Raw genomic sequence first — 18,215 nt, 5'->3', positions numbered from 1 at the left:
GCCGTGGCCCGCGCAGCGGCTCCGGTCGCCTGCACCACCGCTGGGCACGTGTCGGGAGCCGGTCACCGGTCGGTGACCGGCTCTCGCCGTCTCCGCATCACATCGGGTTGCGCATGCGGCGCGGGCCGGGCTCGACGCGGGCGGTCGGCGGGCCGACCCGGGCCGCGGCGCCGGCCACGACCAGCGACCGCCCGCCGTGCCACGGGTCCGGCGGGCCGACGAGGACCGGCTCCATGCTCAGCTGCAGCACCTCGGGCAGGTCGTCGGCCATCCGGGCGACCCGCAGCAGCAGGTCCTCCAGCGCGGCGACGTCGACCGGCTCGGAGCCGCGGTAGCCGTCCAGCAGCGGCCAGGCCCGCGGGGCGCGCACCAGCTCGGCGGCGTCCCGGTCGGTCAGCGGCAGGGTGCGGTAGGCGCGGTCGCCGAGCAGGTCGGTGGCCACGCCGCCCAGCCCGAAGCTGACCAGCGCGCCGAAGGACGGGTCGTCGACGATCTCCACGACCGTGGCCACCCCCGGCGCGGCCATCTCCTGCACGATCACCGGATCGCCCGAGGGGATCGCGGCGAACGCCGCGCGCACCGCGTCGGCGTCGTCGAGGTCCAGCCGCACCCCGCCGAGGTCGGAGCGGTGCCGCAGCCACGGCGCGGTGGACTTGAGCACCACCGGGTAGCCGACCGCCTCGGCCGCGGCGACCGCCGCCGCGGCGTCGGTGACCGTGCGGGTGCCCAGCAGGGGGATGCCGTAGGCGGCCAGCAGCGCGATCACCTCCTCGTCGGTCAGTGCCCGCCCGGCGGGGTCCGCGGCCAGCGCGGCCAGGACGACGGCCCGCGCGGCCTGCTCGTCGACGCCCTCCAGGTCCGGCACCTCGCCGACGGGGCGGCGCCGCCAGGCCGCGTACTGCACCACCCGGGCCAGCGCGATGACCGCCCGCTCCGGCGTGGAGAACGACGGCACCGAGCCGCGGGCCGGCGTCCCGTCCTCCTCCGGGACGGTGAGCTCGACCGGCACCCCCTCGCTGGACAGGAACGTGGCCACCACCGGCTTGTCCGCGCCGCCGGCCACCTCGCGCAGCGCGCGGCCGTACTCGGCGGCGCCGCGGCTGACCGGCGGGAGGAACACCGCGACGACGGCGTCCACCGTCTCGTCGTCGACCGCGCTCTGCAGGGCGGCCCGGAAGTCCTCGGCCGAGCCGTCGGCGCCGATGTCGGTGGGCGCCTCGTGGGCCGGCTGCATCCCCTGCTCGAGGACGGCGTCGGTCACCAGCCAGCCCATGGCGGTGGAGTTGCCGACCACCGCGACCCGGTCCCCGGCGGGCAGCGGCTGGTGGGCCAGCAGCGTGCCGACGTCGAACAGCTGCGCCAGCGTCTCGACCCGGATGACGCCGGCGGAGGCGAACAGCGCGGCCACCGACTCCTCCGGCACCGCCACCGACGTGCCGGCCAGCCCCTCGGTCATCCGCACGTGCCGGCCGCTCTTCACCGCGACCACCGGCTTGGTGCGGCCCACCCGACGGGCCAGCCGGGCGAACTTGCGCGGGTTGCCGAAGCTCTCCAGGTGCAGCAGCACGACCTCGGTGGCCGGGTCGGTGGCCCAGTACTGCAGCATGTCGTTGCCGCTGACGTCGGCGCGGTTGCCGGCCGACACGAAGCTGGACAGCCCGATGTTGCGGTTGCGCGCCTGGCCCAGCAGCGCGGAGCCGAGCGCCCCGGACTGGGCGAAGAAGCCCACCCGCCCGCGGCCGGGCACCCGCGGCGCGAGGCTGGCGTTGAGCCGCACCGCCGGGTCGGTGTTGACGATGCCCAGGCAGTTGGGGCCGACCACCCGCATGCCCGAGGCGCGCGCCGCCGCGACCAGCTCCCGCTCGCGGACCCGCCCCTCGGGGCCGGACTCGCCGAACCCGCCGGAGATCACCACGAGGCCGTGCACCCGCTTGCGGCGGCACGCCGCCACGACGCCGGCCACCTCGTCGGCGGGCACGGCGAGCACGGCGAGGTCGACGTCGTCGGGGACGTCCTCGATGCCGGCGTAGGCCGGCACCCCCCGCACGTGCCGGGTGCCGGGGTTGACCGGGTAGACCGGACCCTCGAAGCCCAGGTCCAGCAGGTGCCGCAGGACGGCGTTGCCGATCTTGCCGTCGTCGTTGCTGGCGCCCACCACGGCGACCGACGACGGGGTGAGCAGCCGCGCGATCGACCGGGACTCGCTGCGCTGCTCGCGCTCGTAGGCCACCTGCAGGGCGGTCGCGGTGGGCGCGATCGGGAAGGTGAGGTGGACGACGCCCTCCTCGTAGGAGCGTTTCGGGGTGTACCCGGCGTCCAGGAAGACCCGCACCATCCGGTTGTTCTGCGCCAGCACCTCGGCGACGAAGGTGGTGATGCCGCGCTCCCGGGCCGCGGCGGCCAGGTGCTCGAGCAGCACCGAGCCCAGCCCCCGGCCCTGGTGGGCGTCCTCGACCAGGAAGGCCACCTCGGCCTCGTCGGTGCCGGGGTAGCGGTCGTAGCGGCCGACGCCGACCACCTGGTCGCCGAGGACCAGCACGAAGGCGACCCGGGAGTCGTGGTCGACGTGGGTGAAGTGGTACAGGTCCCGGTCGGACAGCCGCCTCATCGGCCCGAAGAACCGGTAGTAACGGGTCTGGTCCGAGCTGCGGTCCATCAGCCCGACGAGGCGCTCGTCGTCGTCCGGGCGGATGGGGCGCAGGTGCAGCGTGCCGCCGTCGGCGGCGACGACGTCGGCCTCCCAGTGCGCGGGCGGCCGGGGCGCCTCCTGCTCGGCGGGCGGCCCCCCTGCAGGGTCCCGCCGCGGGCCTGCGGGTGGTGGGGGGCAGGGGGGGCCTTGTTCAGTCACGGGGGTCGTCCGGGTCCAGGCCGAAGTAGGGGAACACGGCGGTGCGGGTGCGGGAGATGGCCCGGTCGACGCGGGACTCCGTCGTCGGGTCCCAGTGGGAGAAGCCGGTGTAGCCGCCCTCGGTCATGTGCGTGGGCGGCCGGGCGCGCAGCCCGCGGCGCAGCACGTCCTGCCGCCAGGACTCGGGGATCTCGGTGGCCGGGTCCAGCCGGGCGCCGGCGGCCTCGGCGATGAGGTGGGTCCACGCCCGGGGCACGCAGCGCACCAGGCCGTACCCGCCGCCGCCGAGGGCGACCCAGCGGCCGTCGCAGATCTCGTGCGCCAGGTCGTGCACCGCCCGGTAGCTCGCCCGCTGCCCGTCGATGGTGAGCCCGAGGTCGGCGAGCGGGTCCTCGTGGTGGGCGTCGCAGCCGCACTGGGTCACCAGCACCTCCGGCCGGAAGGCGCGCAGCACGCTGGGGACGACGGCGGAGAAGGCCCGCAGCCACCCGGAGTCGTCGGTGCCGTTGGGCAGCGCCAGGTTGACCGCACTGCCCAGCGCCCGCTCGGGGTCGCCGCACTCCTCGGGGAAGCCGGTGCCGGGGAACAGGGTCAGCGGCGTCTGGTGGACGCTCACCGTGAGCACCCGGGGGTCGCCGTAGAAGGCCGCCTGCACGCCGTCCCCGTGGTGGACGTCGAGGTCGAGGTAGGCGACGCGCTGACGGCCCTGGTCCAGCAGCCACTGGATGGCCACCGCGGCGTCGTTGAAGACGCAGAAGCCCGACGCGCGGTCGCGCATGGCGTGGTGCAGCCCGCCGGAGATGTTGACCGCGTGCTGCGACCGGCCGGTGTGCACCCGCTCGGCGGCCAGCACGCTGCCGCCGGTGATCAGCGCCGCGGCGTCGTACATGCCCGGGAAGACGGGGTTGTCCGCCGTGCCGAGGCCGTGGCCCACGTGCGGGTCGGTGGGGGCGCGCCGCACCGCGTCGAGGTAGGCCGGGTCGTGCACCAGGGTGAGCAGGTCGACCCCCGCCGGCGCGGGCTCGAGCACCTCCAGCCGGTCGGTGGCCAGGACCCCGAGGCCGTCGGCCAGCCGCATCGTGAGGTCCAGCCGGACCGGGTGCAGGGGGTGGTCGCCGCCCATCGTGTAGCCGAGCAGCGCGTCGTCCCAGACGACCGCGACCGAGTCACTCACGGGACACTCCTGACGCTGACGGCGCTGTCGCCGGGGACGCTACCGCCGGCGCCCGCGGGGCGTGCCGGCGAGCGCGGCCTCCGCGTGGAGGGGCGCGGTCACTCTCCCCCGATACCATCGGGCACGACACGGAGGAGAGCTGTGAACGACCTCATCGACACCACCGAGATGTACCTCCGGACGATCTTCGAGCTGGAGGAGGAGGGGATCGTCCCCCTCCGCGCCCGCATCGCCGAGCGGCTGCACCAGAGCGGCCCGACGGTCAGCCAGACGGTCGCCCGCATGGAGCGCGACGGCCTGCTCACCGTCGAGGGCGACCGGCACCTGCAGCTGTCGGAGTCCGGGCGCCAGCTGGCCACCGCGGTGATGCGCAAGCACCGGCTCGCCGAGTGCCTGCTGGTCGACGTCATCGGCCTGGACTACGCCGACGTGCACGAGGAGGCGTGCCGCTGGGAGCACGTCATGAGCGAGGCCGTCGAGCGCAAGCTGCTCACCCTGCTGGGCAACCCGACGGTGTCCCCCTTCGGCAACCCGATCCCCGGGCTGGACGCGCTCGGCGGGGAGACCTCGGCGGTGCTGGACTCCCTGACGCTGCTGTCCACCACGGCCACGCCCGAGGGCCGCCGGGTGGAGATCAGGCGGATCAGCGAGCAGCTGCAGGAGGACAACGAGCTCATGCGCCAGCTGGCCGCCCAGGGCCTGCGGCCGGGCATGACCGCCGTCGCGCAGCTCACGGCCGGGTCGATCAGCCTGGACGGCGCCGTCCTGCCGGCCGGCGTGGCCCAGCACGTGTTCGTCAGCGCCCTCGACGAGGAGCTCACCCCCGTGGAGGCGGCCCCCCGCCTGTGAGCGCGCCCACCCGGCTCCTACGGTGGGCCGGGTGAGCGAGCCGATCGGCGCCGAGACCGCCGCCCCCGCCGACCCCTTCGCCGACCTCGCCGCCTTCGTCGCGCTGCCCCGGGTGGGCGGGCTGGCCCTGTCCCCCGACGGGCGGCGGCTGGCGGTCGGGGTGCAGACGCTGGACGCGGACGGGAAGAAGTGGCAGTCCGCGCTGTGGGAGGTCGACCCGCAGGGCCGGCGCCCCGCCCGGCGGCTCACCCGCGGCGCCTCGGGCGAGGCCGCGCCGGTGTGGGCGCCGGACGGGTCGCTGCTGTTCACCTCCGCCCGCCCCGACCCCGCGGCCAAGGCCGACGGCGAGGAGCCGAAGCCGGCGCTGTGGGTCCTGCCGGCCGACGGCGGGGAGGCCCGGCCGGTGGTCACCCACCCGGGCGGGGTCGGCGGGGTCGCCGTCGCGGCGGACAGCGGCGAGGTCGTCGTCACCGCCTCGGCGGTGCCGGGTGCGGCCGACGCCGAGGACGACGCCGCCCGCCGCAAGCGGCGCGCGGACGCCGGGGTCACCGCGGTCCTGCACGAGGCCTACCCGGTGCGGCACTGGGACAGCGACCTGGGCCCGGCCACCCCGCACGTGTTCTGGGCCGGCGTGCTGCCCGCCGACCCGGCCGCCGGCGAGCAGCCGGCGGAGGTGGTGCTGCGCGACCTGACGCCGGGCGCCGTCCCGCCGGACGGCGCCGGCGGCGACCTGGACCTGTCCCCCGACGGCCGCACCGTGGTCCGGGTGGAGTCCGTGCCCGACGGCCGGGCCGCGCGGCGGCAGCGGCTGGTCCTGCTGGACACCGCCGGCGGGGACACCCGGGTGCTGGTCGACGACCCGCAGGCCGACGTGTACGCGCCGCGCTTCTCCCCCGACGGCCGCGCCGTGGTGTGCGTGCGGGAGTCGCTGTCGAGCTGGGAGGAGCCCCCGGACCACACCCTGCTGCACGTCGACGTGGCCACCGGGGAGACCCGCGACCTCACCGCCGGTTTCGACCGGTGGCCGTCGGCGCCGCAGTTCGCCGCGGACGGGACGACGGTGTACTTCCTCGCCGACGACGGCGCGCGGCACGCCCTGTTCCGGGTGCCCGCCACCGGGGGCGACCCGGTGCGGATGACCACCGACGGCGCCTACAGCGACCTGCAGGTGGCCCGCGACGGCAGCGCCCTCTACGCGCTGCGCTCGGCCTACGACGAGCCCCCGACCCCGGTGCGGCTGGACCCGGAGGCGACCGGCCAGCACCCCGCGCCGCTGCCCTCCCCCGGCGGGGCGCCCGCGCTGCCGGGCACCCTGCACGAGGTCGAGGCCACCGCCGCCGACGGCACCCCGGTGCACTCCTGGCTGGTGCTGCCCGAGGGCGCCTCGGCCGACCGCCCGGCGCCGCTGCTGCTGTGGGTGCACGGCGGGCCGCTGATGAGCTGGAACTCGTGGTCCTGGCGCTGGTGCCCGTGGGTGATGGCCGCCCGCGGCTACGCCGTCCTGCTGCCGGACCCGGCGCTGTCGCAGGGCTACGGGCAGGACTTCGTCCGCCGCGGCTGGGGCGAGTGGGGCGGGGCGCCCTACACCGACCTGATGGCGGCCGTGGACGCCGCCGTGGCGCGCCCGGACGTCGACGGCTCGCGCACGGCGGCGATGGGCGGGTCCTTCGGCGGCTACATGGCCAACTGGATCGCCACGCAGACCGACCGGTTCGCCGCGATCGTGACGCACGCCAGCCTGTGGGACCTGGACTCGTTCGTGGGCACCACCGACATGGCCTCCTACTGGGAGAAGGAGTGGGGCGACCCGGTGCACCGGCCGGAGCGCTACGAGCGGAACTCCCCGCACCGCGCCGCCGACGCCATCCGCACGCCGGTGCTGGTCATCCACGGCGACCGGGACTACCGGGTGCCGATCGGGGAGGCGCTGCGGCTCTGGTACGACCTGCAGAAGCGCGGCGTGCCCTCCCGCTTCCTCTACTTCCCCGACGAGAACCACTGGGTGCTGCACCCCGGCAACCACCGCGTCTGGTACGAGACGGTGCTCGCCTTCCTGGCCGAGCACGTGCACGGCGAGCAGTGGCGGCGCCCCGAGCTGGTGTGAGGACGGCTCACCCGGCGGCCCACAGCGCGTCGGTGCCGGCGGCTGCCGCGGCCACGAGGTCGCGCAGCTCGCGCGGGGGCAGGCAGGCGTCCAGCCCCTGGACGAGCAGCCGCGCCAGCCGGTAGGCGGGCCGGCTGTCCAGCGCCCGCTGCAGGGCGATGCCGGCCATGGCGCCGTCCCCGCGCAGCCACGCGCTCACGGCCAGCAGCGTGGCCGGGGCGGCGTCCAGCGGCGCCGGGGCGCGGCGGGTGCACTCGGTCCACAGCAGCTCGGCGGCCGGGGCGTCCTCCCCGAGCGCCAGGCCGAGCGCCCGGTCACGCACCCGGACGTCGGCCAGCGCCCACAGCACCCCGGCCACCTGGCGGTCCGGCAGCGGGCGCCCGCCCGGCCCGCAGCGGCGCAGCGCCGCCAGCACCGCGTCCCACGAGCGGCGGGCCTCGCCGTCCGGGTCGTCCCGGGCGGCGCGGACGCGGCGGTCGACCAGCCGCCAGGTGACCGCCTCCATCGCGGCGCGGGCCGGGCCGCCGACCGGGGCGATCCGGGTCTCGAGCTCCCCGCGGTGGCCGGCCACCACCTGGCCGGCGGCCACCGAGGCGGCGGCGAGCGCGGGCACGCCGCCGGGCAGGGCCGTGCCGGCGCCCGGGGCGCAGCAGGGCTCCGGGCAGTCGTAGGACCACCAGCGGCCGCCGCGGACGAGCAGGGCGTCCCGGACCGGGATGCCCTCCGCGGCCAGCGCGACGACGACGTCGTGCACCACCCCGCGGTGCGGCAGCCCCGGCAGCGGGTCCCCGCCGGGCAGCACGTCCCGGTCGTCCGGCGACTCGGAGACGACGGCGACCACGGCGGCGGCGGGGGCCTCGGTGGCCACCCGGCGGGCCAGGTCGGAGGCGACCCCCGGCGAGCCCGCGCGGCCGGGCAGGTCGGCGCGCGCGGTGAGGCACACCCGGGTGCCGGTGTCCCCGCCGAGGGCGACGACCACCACGGACTCGTGCGGGTGGAAGCCGATCAGGTGGGGCAGCGCGGTGAGGATGTCGGCGGGATCGGAGAGGCGCACCAGGGGGCGCGTGGGGTCGTCCATGCGCCGACCGTGGTGCCCGTCCGGCCCCCGCAGGCGCCGTGACGGGGATCTGTGGACCGGCGGGACGGCTGTGGACGCCCCCGCGGGGGGTGTCAGTCCTGCGCAGCCACGGCCTGCTGGAGCAGCGCGGTGAACGCCGCGCGGTCCGGCTCGGCGCCGGTGCGGTCGCCGGTGGCCAGCGCCAGCACCCGGTCGCCGTCGCGCACCAGCCCCAGGAGGCCGGCGCCGGTGACCGGGGCGCCGTCCGGCCCGGTCGCGGCGACGGTCACCGCGACGCCCACGGAGTCGTCGCCGAGGTCGGGGACGTCGAACGCGGTCAGGCCGACCGTCGCGGTGCCGTGCCCGGGGGCGGTGACCTGCACCTGCGGGCACTGCCCGACCAGCGCGGGGACCTCGCCGACCAGCCCGGCGGCCGGGCCGGCCACGGCGAGCAGCTCGGCGGTGTAGGTGCTGCCGGAGACGGCGACCTGCGCGGCGACGTCTTCCGCGGCGGGGCCCTCGGCGGCGGCCGGCAGGGCGCGGAGCACGGCGGCGCACGCCTCCGGGGTGACCTGGACGTCGGCCGGCAGCCCGGCCGGCAGCACCGCGGCCCGGGACAGCAGCTGCTGCCCGCTGACCGGCAGCACCCGGGCGCCGGGCCCGAAGGCGTCGGCGGGCAGCAGGCCGGCGGCGAGGTCGGCGGCGGGCGTCGCGGCCGCGGCCTCGACCGACGGCGCGGGCGCGCCGGTGGCCGCGGCCTCCCGGACGTCGGCGCCGGACGCGCAGCCGGTCAGCACCGCACCGGCCAGCAGCCCCGAGGCGAGCAGGGCGGTCCGGCTGGCACGGTGCGATCGCTTCATGCGCCGACGGTAACCCCGCCGTGGCGGCCCGGCCGGTAGCCGGCCGGGGTCCTGGTCTAGACCTCGTACTGGACGGCGGTGCGCGCGGCGAGGATCGGGGTGACGTGGTCGGCGATCACCTGCAGGTGCACCGGGTCCTCGGCGTAGCGCCGCCAGGCCTCGACGTCGGGGAAGTCGGCGACCAGCGCGGTGTGCGCGTTGCCCGGGCGCAACCCGGCGTCCGGGCCGACCGCGAAGGCGGTCATCCCGCCGACCTCGTCGGGCAGCCGGCGCAGGGCGGCCAGGGTCTGCTCCCGGCGCTCCTCGTCGGCGTCGTCGGACCAGGTGAACAGGACGACGTGGCGCAGCACGGCCGCGATCCTGTCAGGCGCCCCGCCCCCGCGCAGCCCAGGGCTCCTCGCGCCGGGCGCTGCCGGCCCCTGGCTAGAGTCGCCGACCATGGGACGGCCGTTGCGCATCGCACTGCTGTCCTACCGGAGCAGGCCGCACAGCGGCGGGCAGGGCGTGTACGTGCGGGCGCTGTCCCGCGAGCTCACCGCGCTGGGCCACGCGGTCACCGTGGTCAGCGGGCAGCCCTACCCCGAGCTGGACGACGGCGTGCCGCTGACCCGGCTGCCGAGCCTGGACCTCTACCGGGAGCCCGACCCGTTCCGCACCCCGCGGCCGTCGGAGTTCCGGGACCGCACCGACCTGCTCGAGTGGGCGACGATGTGCACCGCGGGCTTCCCGGAGCCGCGCACGTTCAGCCTGCGGGCGGCCCGGCTGCTGCTCCCCCGCGCCGCCGAGGTCGACGTCGTGCACGACAACCAGAGCCTCGGGTCGGGCCTGCTGCGGCTGGTCCGCGCGGGCATCCCGACGGTGGCCACCGTGCACCACCCGGTCGCCGTCGACCGCGGCCTGGAGCTGGCTGCCGCCCCCTCCCTGCGCCGGCGGCTGACGCTGCGCCGCTGGTACGGCTTCACCCGCATGCAGGCCCGCGTGGCCCCGCGGCTGGACGGGGTCACCACGGTCTCGGAGAGCTCCCGCCGCGACATCGAGACCCACCTCGGCGTCCCGGCCGGGCGGGTCCGCGTCGTCCCGGTGGGCATCGACCCGGCCGTGTTCACCCCGCCGCCCGCGGGCCGGCCGCGCGACCCGGACTCCGTGGTGGTCACCACCAGCGCCGACGTGCCGCTCAAGGGCCTGGTCCACCTGCTGGAGGCGGTGGCCAAGCTGCGCACGGAGCGGCCGGTGCGGCTCACCGTCGTCGGCACCGCGCGGCCCGGCGGGCCGGCCGGGGCGGCCCTGGACCGGCTGGCCCTGCACGACGCCGTCCGCTTCACCGGACCGCTGCCGGAGGCCGACCTGGTCCGGCTGCTGCAGTCGGCCGCCGTCGTCGCCGTCCCGTCGCTGTACGAGGGCTTCTCGCTGCCCGCGGTGGAGGCCATGGCCTGCGGCACCGCCCTGGTCACCACCGACGCCGGCGCGCTGCCGGAGGTGGTGGGCACCCAGGCGGGGCTGCGGACCCGCGCCGGCGACGTCGACGAGCTGACCGCGGCGCTGCGGCTGGTGCTGGAGAACCCCTCGCTGGCCGAGCAGCTCGGCCGGGCCGGGCGGCGCCGGGTGCTGGCCTCCTACACGTGGCGGTCCACCGCCGAGCGGACGGCGGACTGGTACGCCGAGGTGCTGGAACGGACCCGCGGCCGGTGCTGACGGTGGACTACGACCGGCTGGACGTGCGGCCGGGCACGACCGTCCTGGACCTCGGCTGCGGTGAGGGCCGGCACGCCTTCGAGGCGCACCGGCGCGGCGCCCGGGTGGTCGCCCTCGACCGGGGGGCCGCCGAGGTGGCGACGACGAAGCGCTGGCTGGGCGCGATCGCGGCGGCCGGGGAGTCCCCGGCGGGCGCCCGCTACGAGGTGGTGCGCGGCGACCTGCTGGCGTTGCCCCTCCCCGACGCCAGCGTCGACCGGGTGATCGCCGCGGAGGTCCTCGAGCACGTCCCGGACGACGCGACCGCCCTCGCCGAGATCGCCCGGGTGCTGCGGCCCGGCGGCACCGTGGCGGTCACCGTCCCGCGGTACGGGCCCGAGCGGGTCTGCTGGGCGCTGTCGGACGCCTACCACGCCAACGAGGGCGGGCACGTGCGCATCTACCGGGGCCACGTGCTGCGGGCCCGGCTGGCCGCGGCCGGGCTGGTGCCCGGGGCCCAGCACCACGCGCACGCGCTGCACGCCCCGTTCTGGTGGCTCCGGTGCGCCGTCGGCGTCGACCGCGAGCCGGCCGCCGTCCGGGCCTACCACCGGCTGCTGGTCTGGGACCTGACCCGGCGCCCGTGGCCCACCCGGGTCGCCGAGCGGCTGCTGGACCCGGTGCTCGGCAAGAGCCTCGTGGTCTACGCGCAGAAGGCCGCCGGCACCCCGGCCCCGGGACGCGAGCGGGAGCGGACCGCTGTCTGAGCCGCTCCCCGAGCTGCCCGGCGTGCTGAGCGGGGAGCAGGTGCGGGCCACCGTCGCGGCCATCGCGGCCGAGCAGGAGTCCGACGGCGCGCTGCCGTGGTCGCGCGGCGGGCCGCTGGACCCGTGGGACATGGTGGAGGCGGCCATGGCCCTCGACGTCGGCGGCGAGCACGCCCGCGCCGGGGCGGCCTACCGGTGGCTGGCCCGCCGGCAGCGGCCGGACGGGTCGTGGGCGGCGGAGTACCGGGACGGCGCCGAGGTGTCCCCGGGCGCCGCGGAGAGCAACCACGCCGGCTACCTCGCCGTCGGCCTGTGGCACAGCTGGCTGTGCACCGGCGACGCCGAGCTGGTCGCCGGCACCTGGCCGGCCGTGCGGCGCGGCCTGGACCTGGTGACCCGCATGCAGCTGCCCGGCGGCGCGGTCGGCTGGGCGCTGCGCCCGGACGGCACCGCCGACGACACCGCGCTGCTCACCGGCAACGCCAGCCTGTACCAGGCGCTGCGCTGCGGCGTCGCCCTCGCCGGCCTGACGGGTGAGCCGCAGCCGGACTGGGAGCTGGCCCTCACCGGGCTGGGCGCCGCGCTCCGCGACCGGCCGGAGGCGTTCGCCGACCGGTCGCGGTACTCGATGGACTGGTACTACCCCGTGCTCGGCGGGGCGGTCACCGGCGCCCCGGCCGACGCCCGGCTGGCCGCGGACTGGGACCGGTTCGTCGTCCCCGGGCTGGGCGCCCGCTGCGTCGCCGACCGGCCGTGGGTGACCGGCGCGGAGACCTGCGAGCTGGCGCTGGCGCTGGCCGCCGCGGGCCGGCCGGACGCCGCCCTCGAGCAGGTGGCCGCGATGCAGCACCTGCGGGCCGGCGACGGCTCGTACTGGACCGGCTACGTCTGGCCGGACGACGCCCGCTGGCCGGTGGAGCGGACGACGTGGACCGCGGCCGCCGTCGTCCTCGCCGCCGACGCGCTGTCCGGCGCCACCGGCGCGTCGGGGCTGTTCACCGACCCGGGCGCGCTGCCCGCCGCCGGGACGGAGACGTCACAGGAGCCGGCCGGTTGGCTGCCCGGCGCCGCGGGCAGAGGGAGGCCGTGAACGCCCCCCGGCCCGGCGACGTGGCCGTCGTCGTCATGAGCCAGAACCGCCGCGAGGACCTGCTGGCCACGCTGCCGCGCCACGAGGCGCCCGTGGTGCTGGCCGACAACGCCTCGACCGACGGCACCGTGGACGCGGTGCGCGCGGCCCTGCCCGCGGTCACCGTGCTGCCGCTGGAGCGCAACGTCGGCGCGCACGCCCGCACGCTCGGCGTCGAGCGGGCCGGCACCGAGTTCGTCGCCTTCGCCGACGACGACTCCTGGTGGGCGCCCGGCGACCTCGCCCGCGCGGTGGAGGTCATGCGCGCCCACCCGCGGCTGGCAGTGCTCAACGCGCGGATCCTGGTCGGCCCCGAGGAGCGGCTGGACTCCTTCTGCGCCGAGCTGGCCCGCAGCCCGCTGGGCACGCCGGCCGACCTGCCCGGCCCGGCGCTGCTGGGCTTCATCGCCTGCGGCGCGATGGTGCGCACCGAGGCGTTCCTCGCCGTCGGCGGGTTCGACCCCGTGGTCCGGTTCCCCGGCGAGGAGGAGCGGCTGTCCCTGGACCTCGCCGCGGCCGGCTGGGGCATCGCCTACGTCGACTCCGTCACCGTGCACCACCACCCCTCCACGCGGCGGCACGCCCCGGAGGTGCGGCGGACGGCGATCTGGCGCAGCCGGCTGCTCACCGCCGTCATGCGCCGGCCGTGGCCGGAGGTGTCGCGGCTGGCGCTGACCGCGCTGCGCACCGGTCCGGAGCGGCGGGGGCTGCTGCGCGCGCTGCCGGAGGTGCCGGCCGCGCTGCGCCGCCGCCGGGTCGTCCCCGAGCGGGTGCGCGCCGACCTGCGCGTGCTGGCGGAGGCGGCGTGACCGCCACGCAGCCCCGGCCGCGCGAGGTCGGGACCGGCCGCGACCCGCGGGTGTCGGTCGTCGTCATCACCCACCAGCGCCGCGACGAGGTGCTCGGCGCGCTGGCCCGGCTGGTGGCGCTGCCCGAGCAGCCGCACGTCGTCGTCGTGGACAACGGCTCCACCGACGGGACGGCGCAGGCGGTGGCCGGGCGGTTCCCGCAGGTGGAGCTGGTCGCCAGCCCGGACAACCTCGGCGCGGTCGGCCGCAACGTGGGGGTGGCCCGGGTGGACACCCCCTACGTGGCCTTCTGCGACGACGACACCTGGTGGGACCCCGGCTCGCTGCGCACCGCCGCCGACGTGCTGGACGCCCACCCGCGGCTGGCGGTGGTGACCGCGCGGATCCTCGTCGAGCCCGGCGGCCGGGAGGACCCGATCGTGCCGGAGCTGCGGGACTCCCCCGTGCGCGGCGCCGACTGGCTGCCCGGCCCGGCGCTGGGCTCCTTCCTCGCGGGCGCCTCGGTGCTGCGACGGGAGGCGTTCACCGAGGTCGGCGGGTTCTGCGCGCGGCTGTGGCTGGGCGGCGAGGAGGAGCTGATGGCCGGCGACCTGGCCGCCGCCGGCTGGGAGCTGTGCTACCTGCCGCAGCTCACCGTGCACCACCAGGCGTCGAGGGCCCGCGACTCGCACCGGCGGCGCCGCGACGGCATCCGCAACACCCTGTGGACGACGTGGCTGCGCCGCCCGGTGCGCCCCGCGCTGCGCCGCACCGGCCACCTGCTGCGCACCCTGCCCCGCGACCGGGTGACCGCGCAGGGGCTGCTGGCCGCGGTGCGCGGGATCCCCTGGGTGCTGCGCGAGCGGCGGGTGCTGCCCGCCCACGCCGAGGCCCGCTTCGTCGCACTCGAGCACGCCCAGCGCACCTCGACCGCCCGCCGCTACGTGAGCTGACGCAACCGGGCAGAGGAGGCGATGCACCCGTCCGCGGGGGTCGATCCGCGGGCATTGCCTCCTGTGTCTACGCCTCCCATGCCTACGCCTCCCATGCCTACGCCTCCCATGCCTACGCCTCCCATGCCTACGCCTCCCATGCCTACGCCTCCCATGCCTACGCCGAGCCTGTCAGCGGGCGCAGGTGATGCAGGTGCGCGCCGCGGGGCGGGCGGCCAGCCGCTCGGGCGCGATCGGCCGGCCGCAGGTCTCGCACACGCCGTAGCCGCCGGCCGCCCGCCGCTCCAGGACCGCCTCGACGTCGGCCAGCCGGCGGCGCGCCGAGGCCAGCAACGCGGCGACCTGCTGGCGCTCGAAGGCGATCGTGGCGCCCTCGGGGTCGTGCTCGTCGTCGGCGTTGGACTGCCTCGACGCGTCGACGACCTGGTCGAACTCGCCGGTCAGCGCGGCGATCTGGGCGAGTGCCGCGGCCCGCTCCCGGGCCAGCGGGTCCTCAGTGCTCACGGCGCAGCAGCCGCAGCGAGCCGGTGCCGGGCAGCTCGCTGAACGCCCCCGACGCGAGCACCCGCCGGTAGACGCCGTAGGGGGCCTGCCCGCCGTCGGCGGGGTCGGGGAAGACGTCGTGGATGGCCAGCGTGCCGCCGACGGCCAGCTTGGCCACCCAGGCGTCCTGGTCGCGGCGGGCGGACTCCTCGGTGTGGCTGCCGTCGAGGAACAGCAGCGCCAGCGGGGTGGCCCACAGCGGGGCGACGGCCTCCGAGCGGCCGACGACGGCGATGACGACGTCCTCGGCGCCGGCGTCGGCGATGGTCCGGCGGAACCGCGGCAGGGTGTCCAGCAGCCCGACGGCGGGGTCGACCAGCGCCGGGTCGTGGTACTCCCAGCCGGGCTGGTGCTCCTCGGAGCCCCGGTGGTGGTCGACGGTCACCACCACCCGGCCGGTCTCCCGCGCCGCGGCGGCCAGGTACAGCGCCGACCGGCCCATCCAGCTGCCCACCTCCAGCAGCGGCCCGGGGACGGCGACCGCGCGGGCCGCCGCGTACAGCGCCGTCCCCTCGTCGTCGGGCATGAAGCCGGGCGCGGCGCGGGCGGCGTCCAGCAAGTCGGGCACGGCCTGGCTCACCGGGCGAGCCGGGCGCGCAGCGCGGTGACCCGCCGCTCGGTCGCCGCGCCGGCCGCGGTGCCGGCGGCCGTGGCGAAGAAGGCGCCGGCCACGGTGGTCACCGGCACGGCGAGCACCAGCGCGATGGAGCCGACCAGCGTGCGGATCACCTCCTCGGCCAGGCCTGCGCTGGTGAGGACGACGTCCCACGGCTGGGCGTAGATCTCGAAGAGCATGAGCAGCGGCAGCGAGGCCCCGGCGTAGGCGAACACGATCGTGTAGACGGTGGAGGCGATGTGGTCGCGGCCGACCGCCATGCCGCGGCGGTACAGCTCCCGCCAGCCCATCGCCGGGTCCACCTCGTGCAGCTGCCAGATCGCCGAGGCCTGGGTGATCGTGACGTCGTTGAGCACGCCGAGCCCGGCGACCACCACGCCGGCGAGCACCACGCCGGAGAAGTCGATGGCCGGGTCGAAGGTCTGCAGCTGCACGGTCTCCTCGCTGGTCAGCCCGGTCAGCCGGGCCGCCGCCACCGACACCGCGCCGAGCACGGCCACCAGCGCCAGCCCGAACAGCGTGCCGACCAGCGCCGTCGTCGTCCGCGCGGAGAAGCCGTGCGCCAGGTAGAGGACGACGAACATGATCGCCGCCGAGCCGACCAGGCTGACCAGCGTGGGCGAGGAGTCCCCGAGCAGCCCGGGCAGCAGGAACTGCAGCAGCACGGCGAAGGCGAAGGCCAGCCCGACCAGGGCGGCCAGGCCGCGCAGCCGGGCCACGGCCACGGTGACGACGGCGAAGGCGACGGTGAGGGCGACCATCGGCAGGTCGCGGTCGTAGTCGTAGAAGCCGTACCCCGCCCCGCCCTCGGCCCCGGGGTCCCGGGTGAGCACGAGGACGTCGCCCTCGGCGATGCCGGCGGCGTAGATGTCGGCGGTGAGGTCCAGCCGCTGGAACTCCCCCGCGCCGTCGCCGTCGAGCACCTCGACGACGACGGTGGCGCAGGTGAGCTGCTGGGCCACCTGCCCCTCCCCGCCGGGGACCGAGCAGTCGTAGGGCTCGACGGTGGACACCTCCGCCTCCGGGTAGGTGGTGCCCGGCGGGAGGAACAGCTCGGCGGCCTGCTCGGCCCGGGTCGGCCCGTCGGCGGGCCACAGCACCACCAGGCCGGCGACCGTGGCCAGCCCGACCGGCACGAGCAGCAGCAGCATCAGCCAGACCGCCCGCCGGCGGCGGGCGAGGACCTCCGGGCTCGGCGGCGGGGCGTCCGGGTCGGGACCGTGGCTGTGGGGGTGGCTCGGCGGCACCCGGTCAGGCTAGGAGCCCGCCCTCCGTCCGGGGCGCCCGACACCGCGTCTCAGCCGCCGCCCTCCCGGTCGACCCGGTCGTCGGCGAGGACCGGCTGCTGCTCCACGGTGAAGCGCAGCCACAGGCCGGACAGCTGCAGCGGCCGGGCGACCGCCGCCGGCGGGGAGACCAGCACGACCTCCACCCCGCGCGGCTGGCAGAGCTTCTGCAGCTGCACGAGCACCGCCATGCCGGCGGAGTTGAGGTAGGTGACCCCGCGCAGGTCCAGCCGCACCTGCCGCAGGTGCGGCCGGCCGAGCAGCAGGTCGGTGATGGTCCGCACCAGCGGCCGGCGGGCCTCCCCGGTGAACTCGCCCTGCACGGTCGACGTCGCGACGTCGCCGTCCAGGGCGGTGACCACCTGCGGCTCCTGGTCACCCCGCCCGTGCCGCTCCGGTCCCCCCTGCGCCCGCTGTGCTCCGGTGTCGTCCACGGACCTGTCCTGCCCCGCCGGGCGGGAGATCACGCGCGACGGGGCGGGCCGGACCCGCGGGAACAAACCTGCGCGACAGACGTTTACTCGGGTGCGCGACCGAGGTAATCTCTACTGGCCACTAGAGGTACACCTCGGGCAGCGAACCTGACCAGCACGACACCAGGAGGTTGCACAGCCATGGCCATGCTGACCGCCTACGACCCGTTCGCCGCCACGTCCGCCGCCTTCCGCGCGCTGGACCAGCTCGCCGGCCGGGCCGGGTCGCTGACCGCCCGCCCCCTGTCGGGCATGCCGATGGACGCCTACCGGGTCGGCGACAACTTCGTCGCCCACTTCGACCTGCCCGGCGTCGACCCCGGCTCGATCGACCTGCAGGTCGAGGGCACCACGCTGACCGTGACCGCCGAGCGCTCGGTACCGCAGCTGGAGAACGCGGAGTGGGCGATCGCCGAGCGGCCGTACGGCAGCTACACCCGCCAGCTCGTCCTCGGCCGGAGTCTGGACACCGAGCGGCTGGAGGCGAGCTACCACGACGGCGTGCTGACCGTGAGCATCCCGGTCGCCGAGAAGGCGCGCTCCCGGAAGATCACGGTCACCCGCGCCGACGCCCCGGCGACGGTGGAGCACCGCACCATCGAGGGCGAGTCGACCGGGCAGAAGTCGGTCGAGAGCTGATCGACGGCGCCGCCTGCGAGGGCCGGGTCCGCGCGGACCCGGCCCTCGTGCATCCCGGACGCCCCGTTCGACCCGAGATCGGGGGACCGCCATGACCAGACCCGGACCCGGCGCCGGTGACCCGGTGGGGCGCCTCGACGACCCGGACTACCCCGCGCTGACCATGAGCCAGGCCGCCGCCCTGCTCGGCGTCCAGGCGGCCTTCCTGCGCAGCCTGGACATCGCCGGCGTGCTGCAGCCGCACCGCTCCCCCGGCGGGCACCGCCGCTACTCCCGCCACCAGCTCACCCTGGCCGCGCGGCTGCGCCAGCTGCTGGACGACGGGCACACCCTGGCCTCCGCGGGGGTGATCCTCGGCCTGCAGGACCAGCTGGCCGACGCCCGGGCCGACACCGAGCGGCTGCAGGCCACCGTCGACCGGCTGCAGACCGGCGAGGACGGCGGGGACGGCTGACCGC

Annotated in this window: 18 protein-coding genes; 9 read left to right on the top strand and 9 right to left on the bottom strand. The window is 77.2% G+C overall.

The features are described 5' to 3' along the window. Positions 1-97: 97 nt before the first annotated feature. On the bottom strand, positions 98-2,848 hold the full coding sequence (locus CHB98_RS16390; protein ID WP_089306663.1) for a bifunctional acetate--CoA ligase family protein/GNAT family N-acetyltransferase: 2,751 nt from the start codon (positions 2,846-2,848) through the stop codon (positions 98-100). Beyond that, positions 2,841-4,022, bottom strand: a complete 1,182-nt coding sequence (locus CHB98_RS16385; RefSeq protein ID WP_089306662.1) for an acetoin utilization protein AcuC — start codon at positions 4,020-4,022, stop codon at positions 2,841-2,843. The genes CHB98_RS16390 and CHB98_RS16385 overlap by 8 nt, the downstream gene beginning before the upstream one ends. A gap of 141 nt (positions 4,023-4,163) precedes the next feature. Between CHB98_RS16385 and CHB98_RS16380 the strand changes: the two genes are divergently transcribed. Together CHB98_RS16380 and CHB98_RS16375 are read left to right on the top strand one after the other, a co-directional pair. Then, positions 4,164-4,871, top strand: a complete 708-nt coding sequence (locus CHB98_RS16380; protein WP_089306661.1) for an iron-dependent transcriptional repressor DtxR — start codon at positions 4,164-4,166, stop codon at positions 4,869-4,871. Positions 4,872-4,902: 31 nt separating this feature from the next. Further along, on the top strand, positions 4,903-6,975 hold the full coding sequence (locus CHB98_RS16375; protein WP_245821258.1) for a S9 family peptidase: 2,073 nt from the start codon (positions 4,903-4,905) through the stop codon (positions 6,973-6,975). Between the two features lie 7 nt (positions 6,976-6,982). Here the strand turns inward: CHB98_RS16375 and CHB98_RS16370 are convergent, their stop codons facing one another. The 3 genes from CHB98_RS16370 to CHB98_RS16360 form a co-directional block, all read right to left on the bottom strand. Next, on the bottom strand, positions 6,983-8,053 hold the full coding sequence (locus CHB98_RS16370) for a DUF4192 domain-containing protein (RefSeq protein WP_089306659.1): 1,071 nt from the start codon (positions 8,051-8,053) through the stop codon (positions 6,983-6,985). Between the two features lie 92 nt (positions 8,054-8,145). Then, on the bottom strand, positions 8,146-8,892 hold the full coding sequence (locus CHB98_RS16365) for a hypothetical protein (RefSeq protein WP_089306658.1): 747 nt from the start codon (positions 8,890-8,892) through the stop codon (positions 8,146-8,148). 56 nt (positions 8,893-8,948) lie between these two features. Beyond that, a complete protein-coding gene (locus tag CHB98_RS16360; RefSeq protein WP_089306657.1) occupies positions 8,949-9,242 on the bottom strand; it encodes a Dabb family protein in 294 nt (97 codons plus the stop codon). Positions 9,243-9,330: 88 nt separating this feature from the next. On the opposite strand from CHB98_RS16360, the gene CHB98_RS16355 reads away from it, so the two are divergent. The 5 genes from CHB98_RS16355 to CHB98_RS16335 are packed head-to-tail and all read left to right on the top strand — an operon-like array spanning position 9,331 to position 14,200. After that, a complete protein-coding gene (locus CHB98_RS16355) occupies positions 9,331-10,584 on the top strand; it encodes a glycosyltransferase family 4 protein (RefSeq protein ID WP_179224596.1) in 1,254 nt (417 codons plus the stop codon). Beyond that, the gene (locus tag CHB98_RS16350) at positions 10,578-11,330 is read left to right on the top strand and encodes a class I SAM-dependent methyltransferase (RefSeq protein ID WP_089306655.1); all 753 of its coding nucleotides are present in this window, start codon (positions 10,578-10,580) and stop codon (positions 11,328-11,330) included. Before CHB98_RS16355 ends, CHB98_RS16350 begins: the two co-directional genes overlap by 7 nt. A 22-nt stretch (positions 11,331-11,352) precedes the next feature. Then, the gene (locus tag CHB98_RS16345; RefSeq protein ID WP_245821256.1) at positions 11,353-12,420 is read left to right on the top strand and encodes a prenyltransferase/squalene oxidase repeat-containing protein; all 1,068 of its coding nucleotides are present in this window, start codon (positions 11,353-11,355) and stop codon (positions 12,418-12,420) included. Further along, a complete protein-coding gene (locus CHB98_RS16340) occupies positions 12,417-13,268 on the top strand; it encodes a glycosyltransferase family 2 protein (RefSeq protein ID WP_245821253.1) in 852 nt (283 codons plus the stop codon). The genes CHB98_RS16345 and CHB98_RS16340 overlap by 4 nt, the downstream gene beginning before the upstream one ends. Next, entirely contained in the window at positions 13,265-14,200 is a 936-nt protein-coding gene (locus tag CHB98_RS16335; RefSeq protein WP_089306653.1) for a glycosyltransferase family 2 protein, read from the top strand. Before CHB98_RS16340 ends, CHB98_RS16335 begins: the two co-directional genes overlap by 4 nt. 171 nt (positions 14,201-14,371) lie before the next feature. On the opposite strand, the gene CHB98_RS16330 is transcribed toward CHB98_RS16335, so the two are convergent. The 4 genes from CHB98_RS16330 to CHB98_RS16315 are packed head-to-tail and all read right to left on the bottom strand — an operon-like array spanning position 14,372 to position 17,079. Next, positions 14,372-14,704, bottom strand: a complete 333-nt coding sequence (locus tag CHB98_RS16330; protein WP_089306652.1) for a TraR/DksA family transcriptional regulator — start codon at positions 14,702-14,704, stop codon at positions 14,372-14,374. Then, on the bottom strand, positions 14,694-15,311 hold the full coding sequence (locus CHB98_RS16325) for a class I SAM-dependent methyltransferase (protein ID WP_245821251.1): 618 nt from the start codon (positions 15,309-15,311) through the stop codon (positions 14,694-14,696). Before CHB98_RS16325 ends, CHB98_RS16330 begins: the two co-directional genes overlap by 11 nt. 8 nt (positions 15,312-15,319) lie before the next feature. Continuing rightward, a complete protein-coding gene (locus CHB98_RS16320; RefSeq protein ID WP_089306650.1) occupies positions 15,320-16,606 on the bottom strand; it encodes a YibE/F family protein in 1,287 nt (428 codons plus the stop codon). A gap of 50 nt (positions 16,607-16,656) precedes the next feature. Continuing rightward, positions 16,657-17,079, bottom strand: coding sequence for an STAS domain-containing protein (locus CHB98_RS16315; RefSeq protein ID WP_089306649.1), 423 nt, complete (start codon positions 17,077-17,079; stop codon positions 16,657-16,659). Positions 17,080-17,259: 180 nt separating this feature from the next. On the opposite strand from CHB98_RS16315, the gene CHB98_RS16310 reads away from it, so the two are divergent. After that, positions 17,260-17,757: an Hsp20/alpha crystallin family protein gene (locus CHB98_RS16310; protein ID WP_089306648.1), complete on the top strand. Its 498-nt coding sequence runs from the start codon at positions 17,260-17,262 to the stop codon at positions 17,755-17,757. 91 nt (positions 17,758-17,848) lie between these two features. After that, the gene (locus tag CHB98_RS16305) at positions 17,849-18,211 is read left to right on the top strand and encodes a helix-turn-helix domain-containing protein (protein ID WP_089306647.1); all 363 of its coding nucleotides are present in this window, start codon (positions 17,849-17,851) and stop codon (positions 18,209-18,211) included. Positions 18,212-18,215: the final 4 nt, after the last annotated feature.

This window comes from Geodermatophilus pulveris (assembly GCF_900188375.1).
In the GTDB taxonomy this organism is placed as follows: Bacteria; Actinomycetota; Actinomycetes; order Mycobacteriales; family Geodermatophilaceae; genus Geodermatophilus; species Geodermatophilus pulveris.
This window is presented reverse-complemented; position numbering and strand designations above follow the sequence as displayed.

What these genes read in the sequence shown, in the direction of transcription:
- CHB98_RS16365 (WP_089306658.1), bottom strand. Translation starts at nt 8,892, where the DNA reads ATGAAGCGATCGCACCGTGCCAGCCGGACCGCCCTGCTCGCCTCGGGG.
- CHB98_RS16370 (WP_089306659.1), bottom strand. Translation starts at nt 8,053, where the DNA reads ATGGACGACCCCACGCGCCCCCTGGTGCGCCTCTCCGATCCCGCCGAC.
- CHB98_RS16355 (WP_179224596.1), top strand. Translation starts at nt 9,331, where the DNA reads ATGGGACGGCCGTTGCGCATCGCACTGCTGTCCTACCGGAGCAGGCCG.
- CHB98_RS16305 (WP_089306647.1), top strand. Translation starts at nt 17,849, where the DNA reads ATGACCAGACCCGGACCCGGCGCCGGTGACCCGGTGGGGCGCCTCGAC.
- CHB98_RS16310 (WP_089306648.1), top strand. Translation starts at nt 17,260, where the DNA reads ATGGCCATGCTGACCGCCTACGACCCGTTCGCCGCCACGTCCGCCGCC.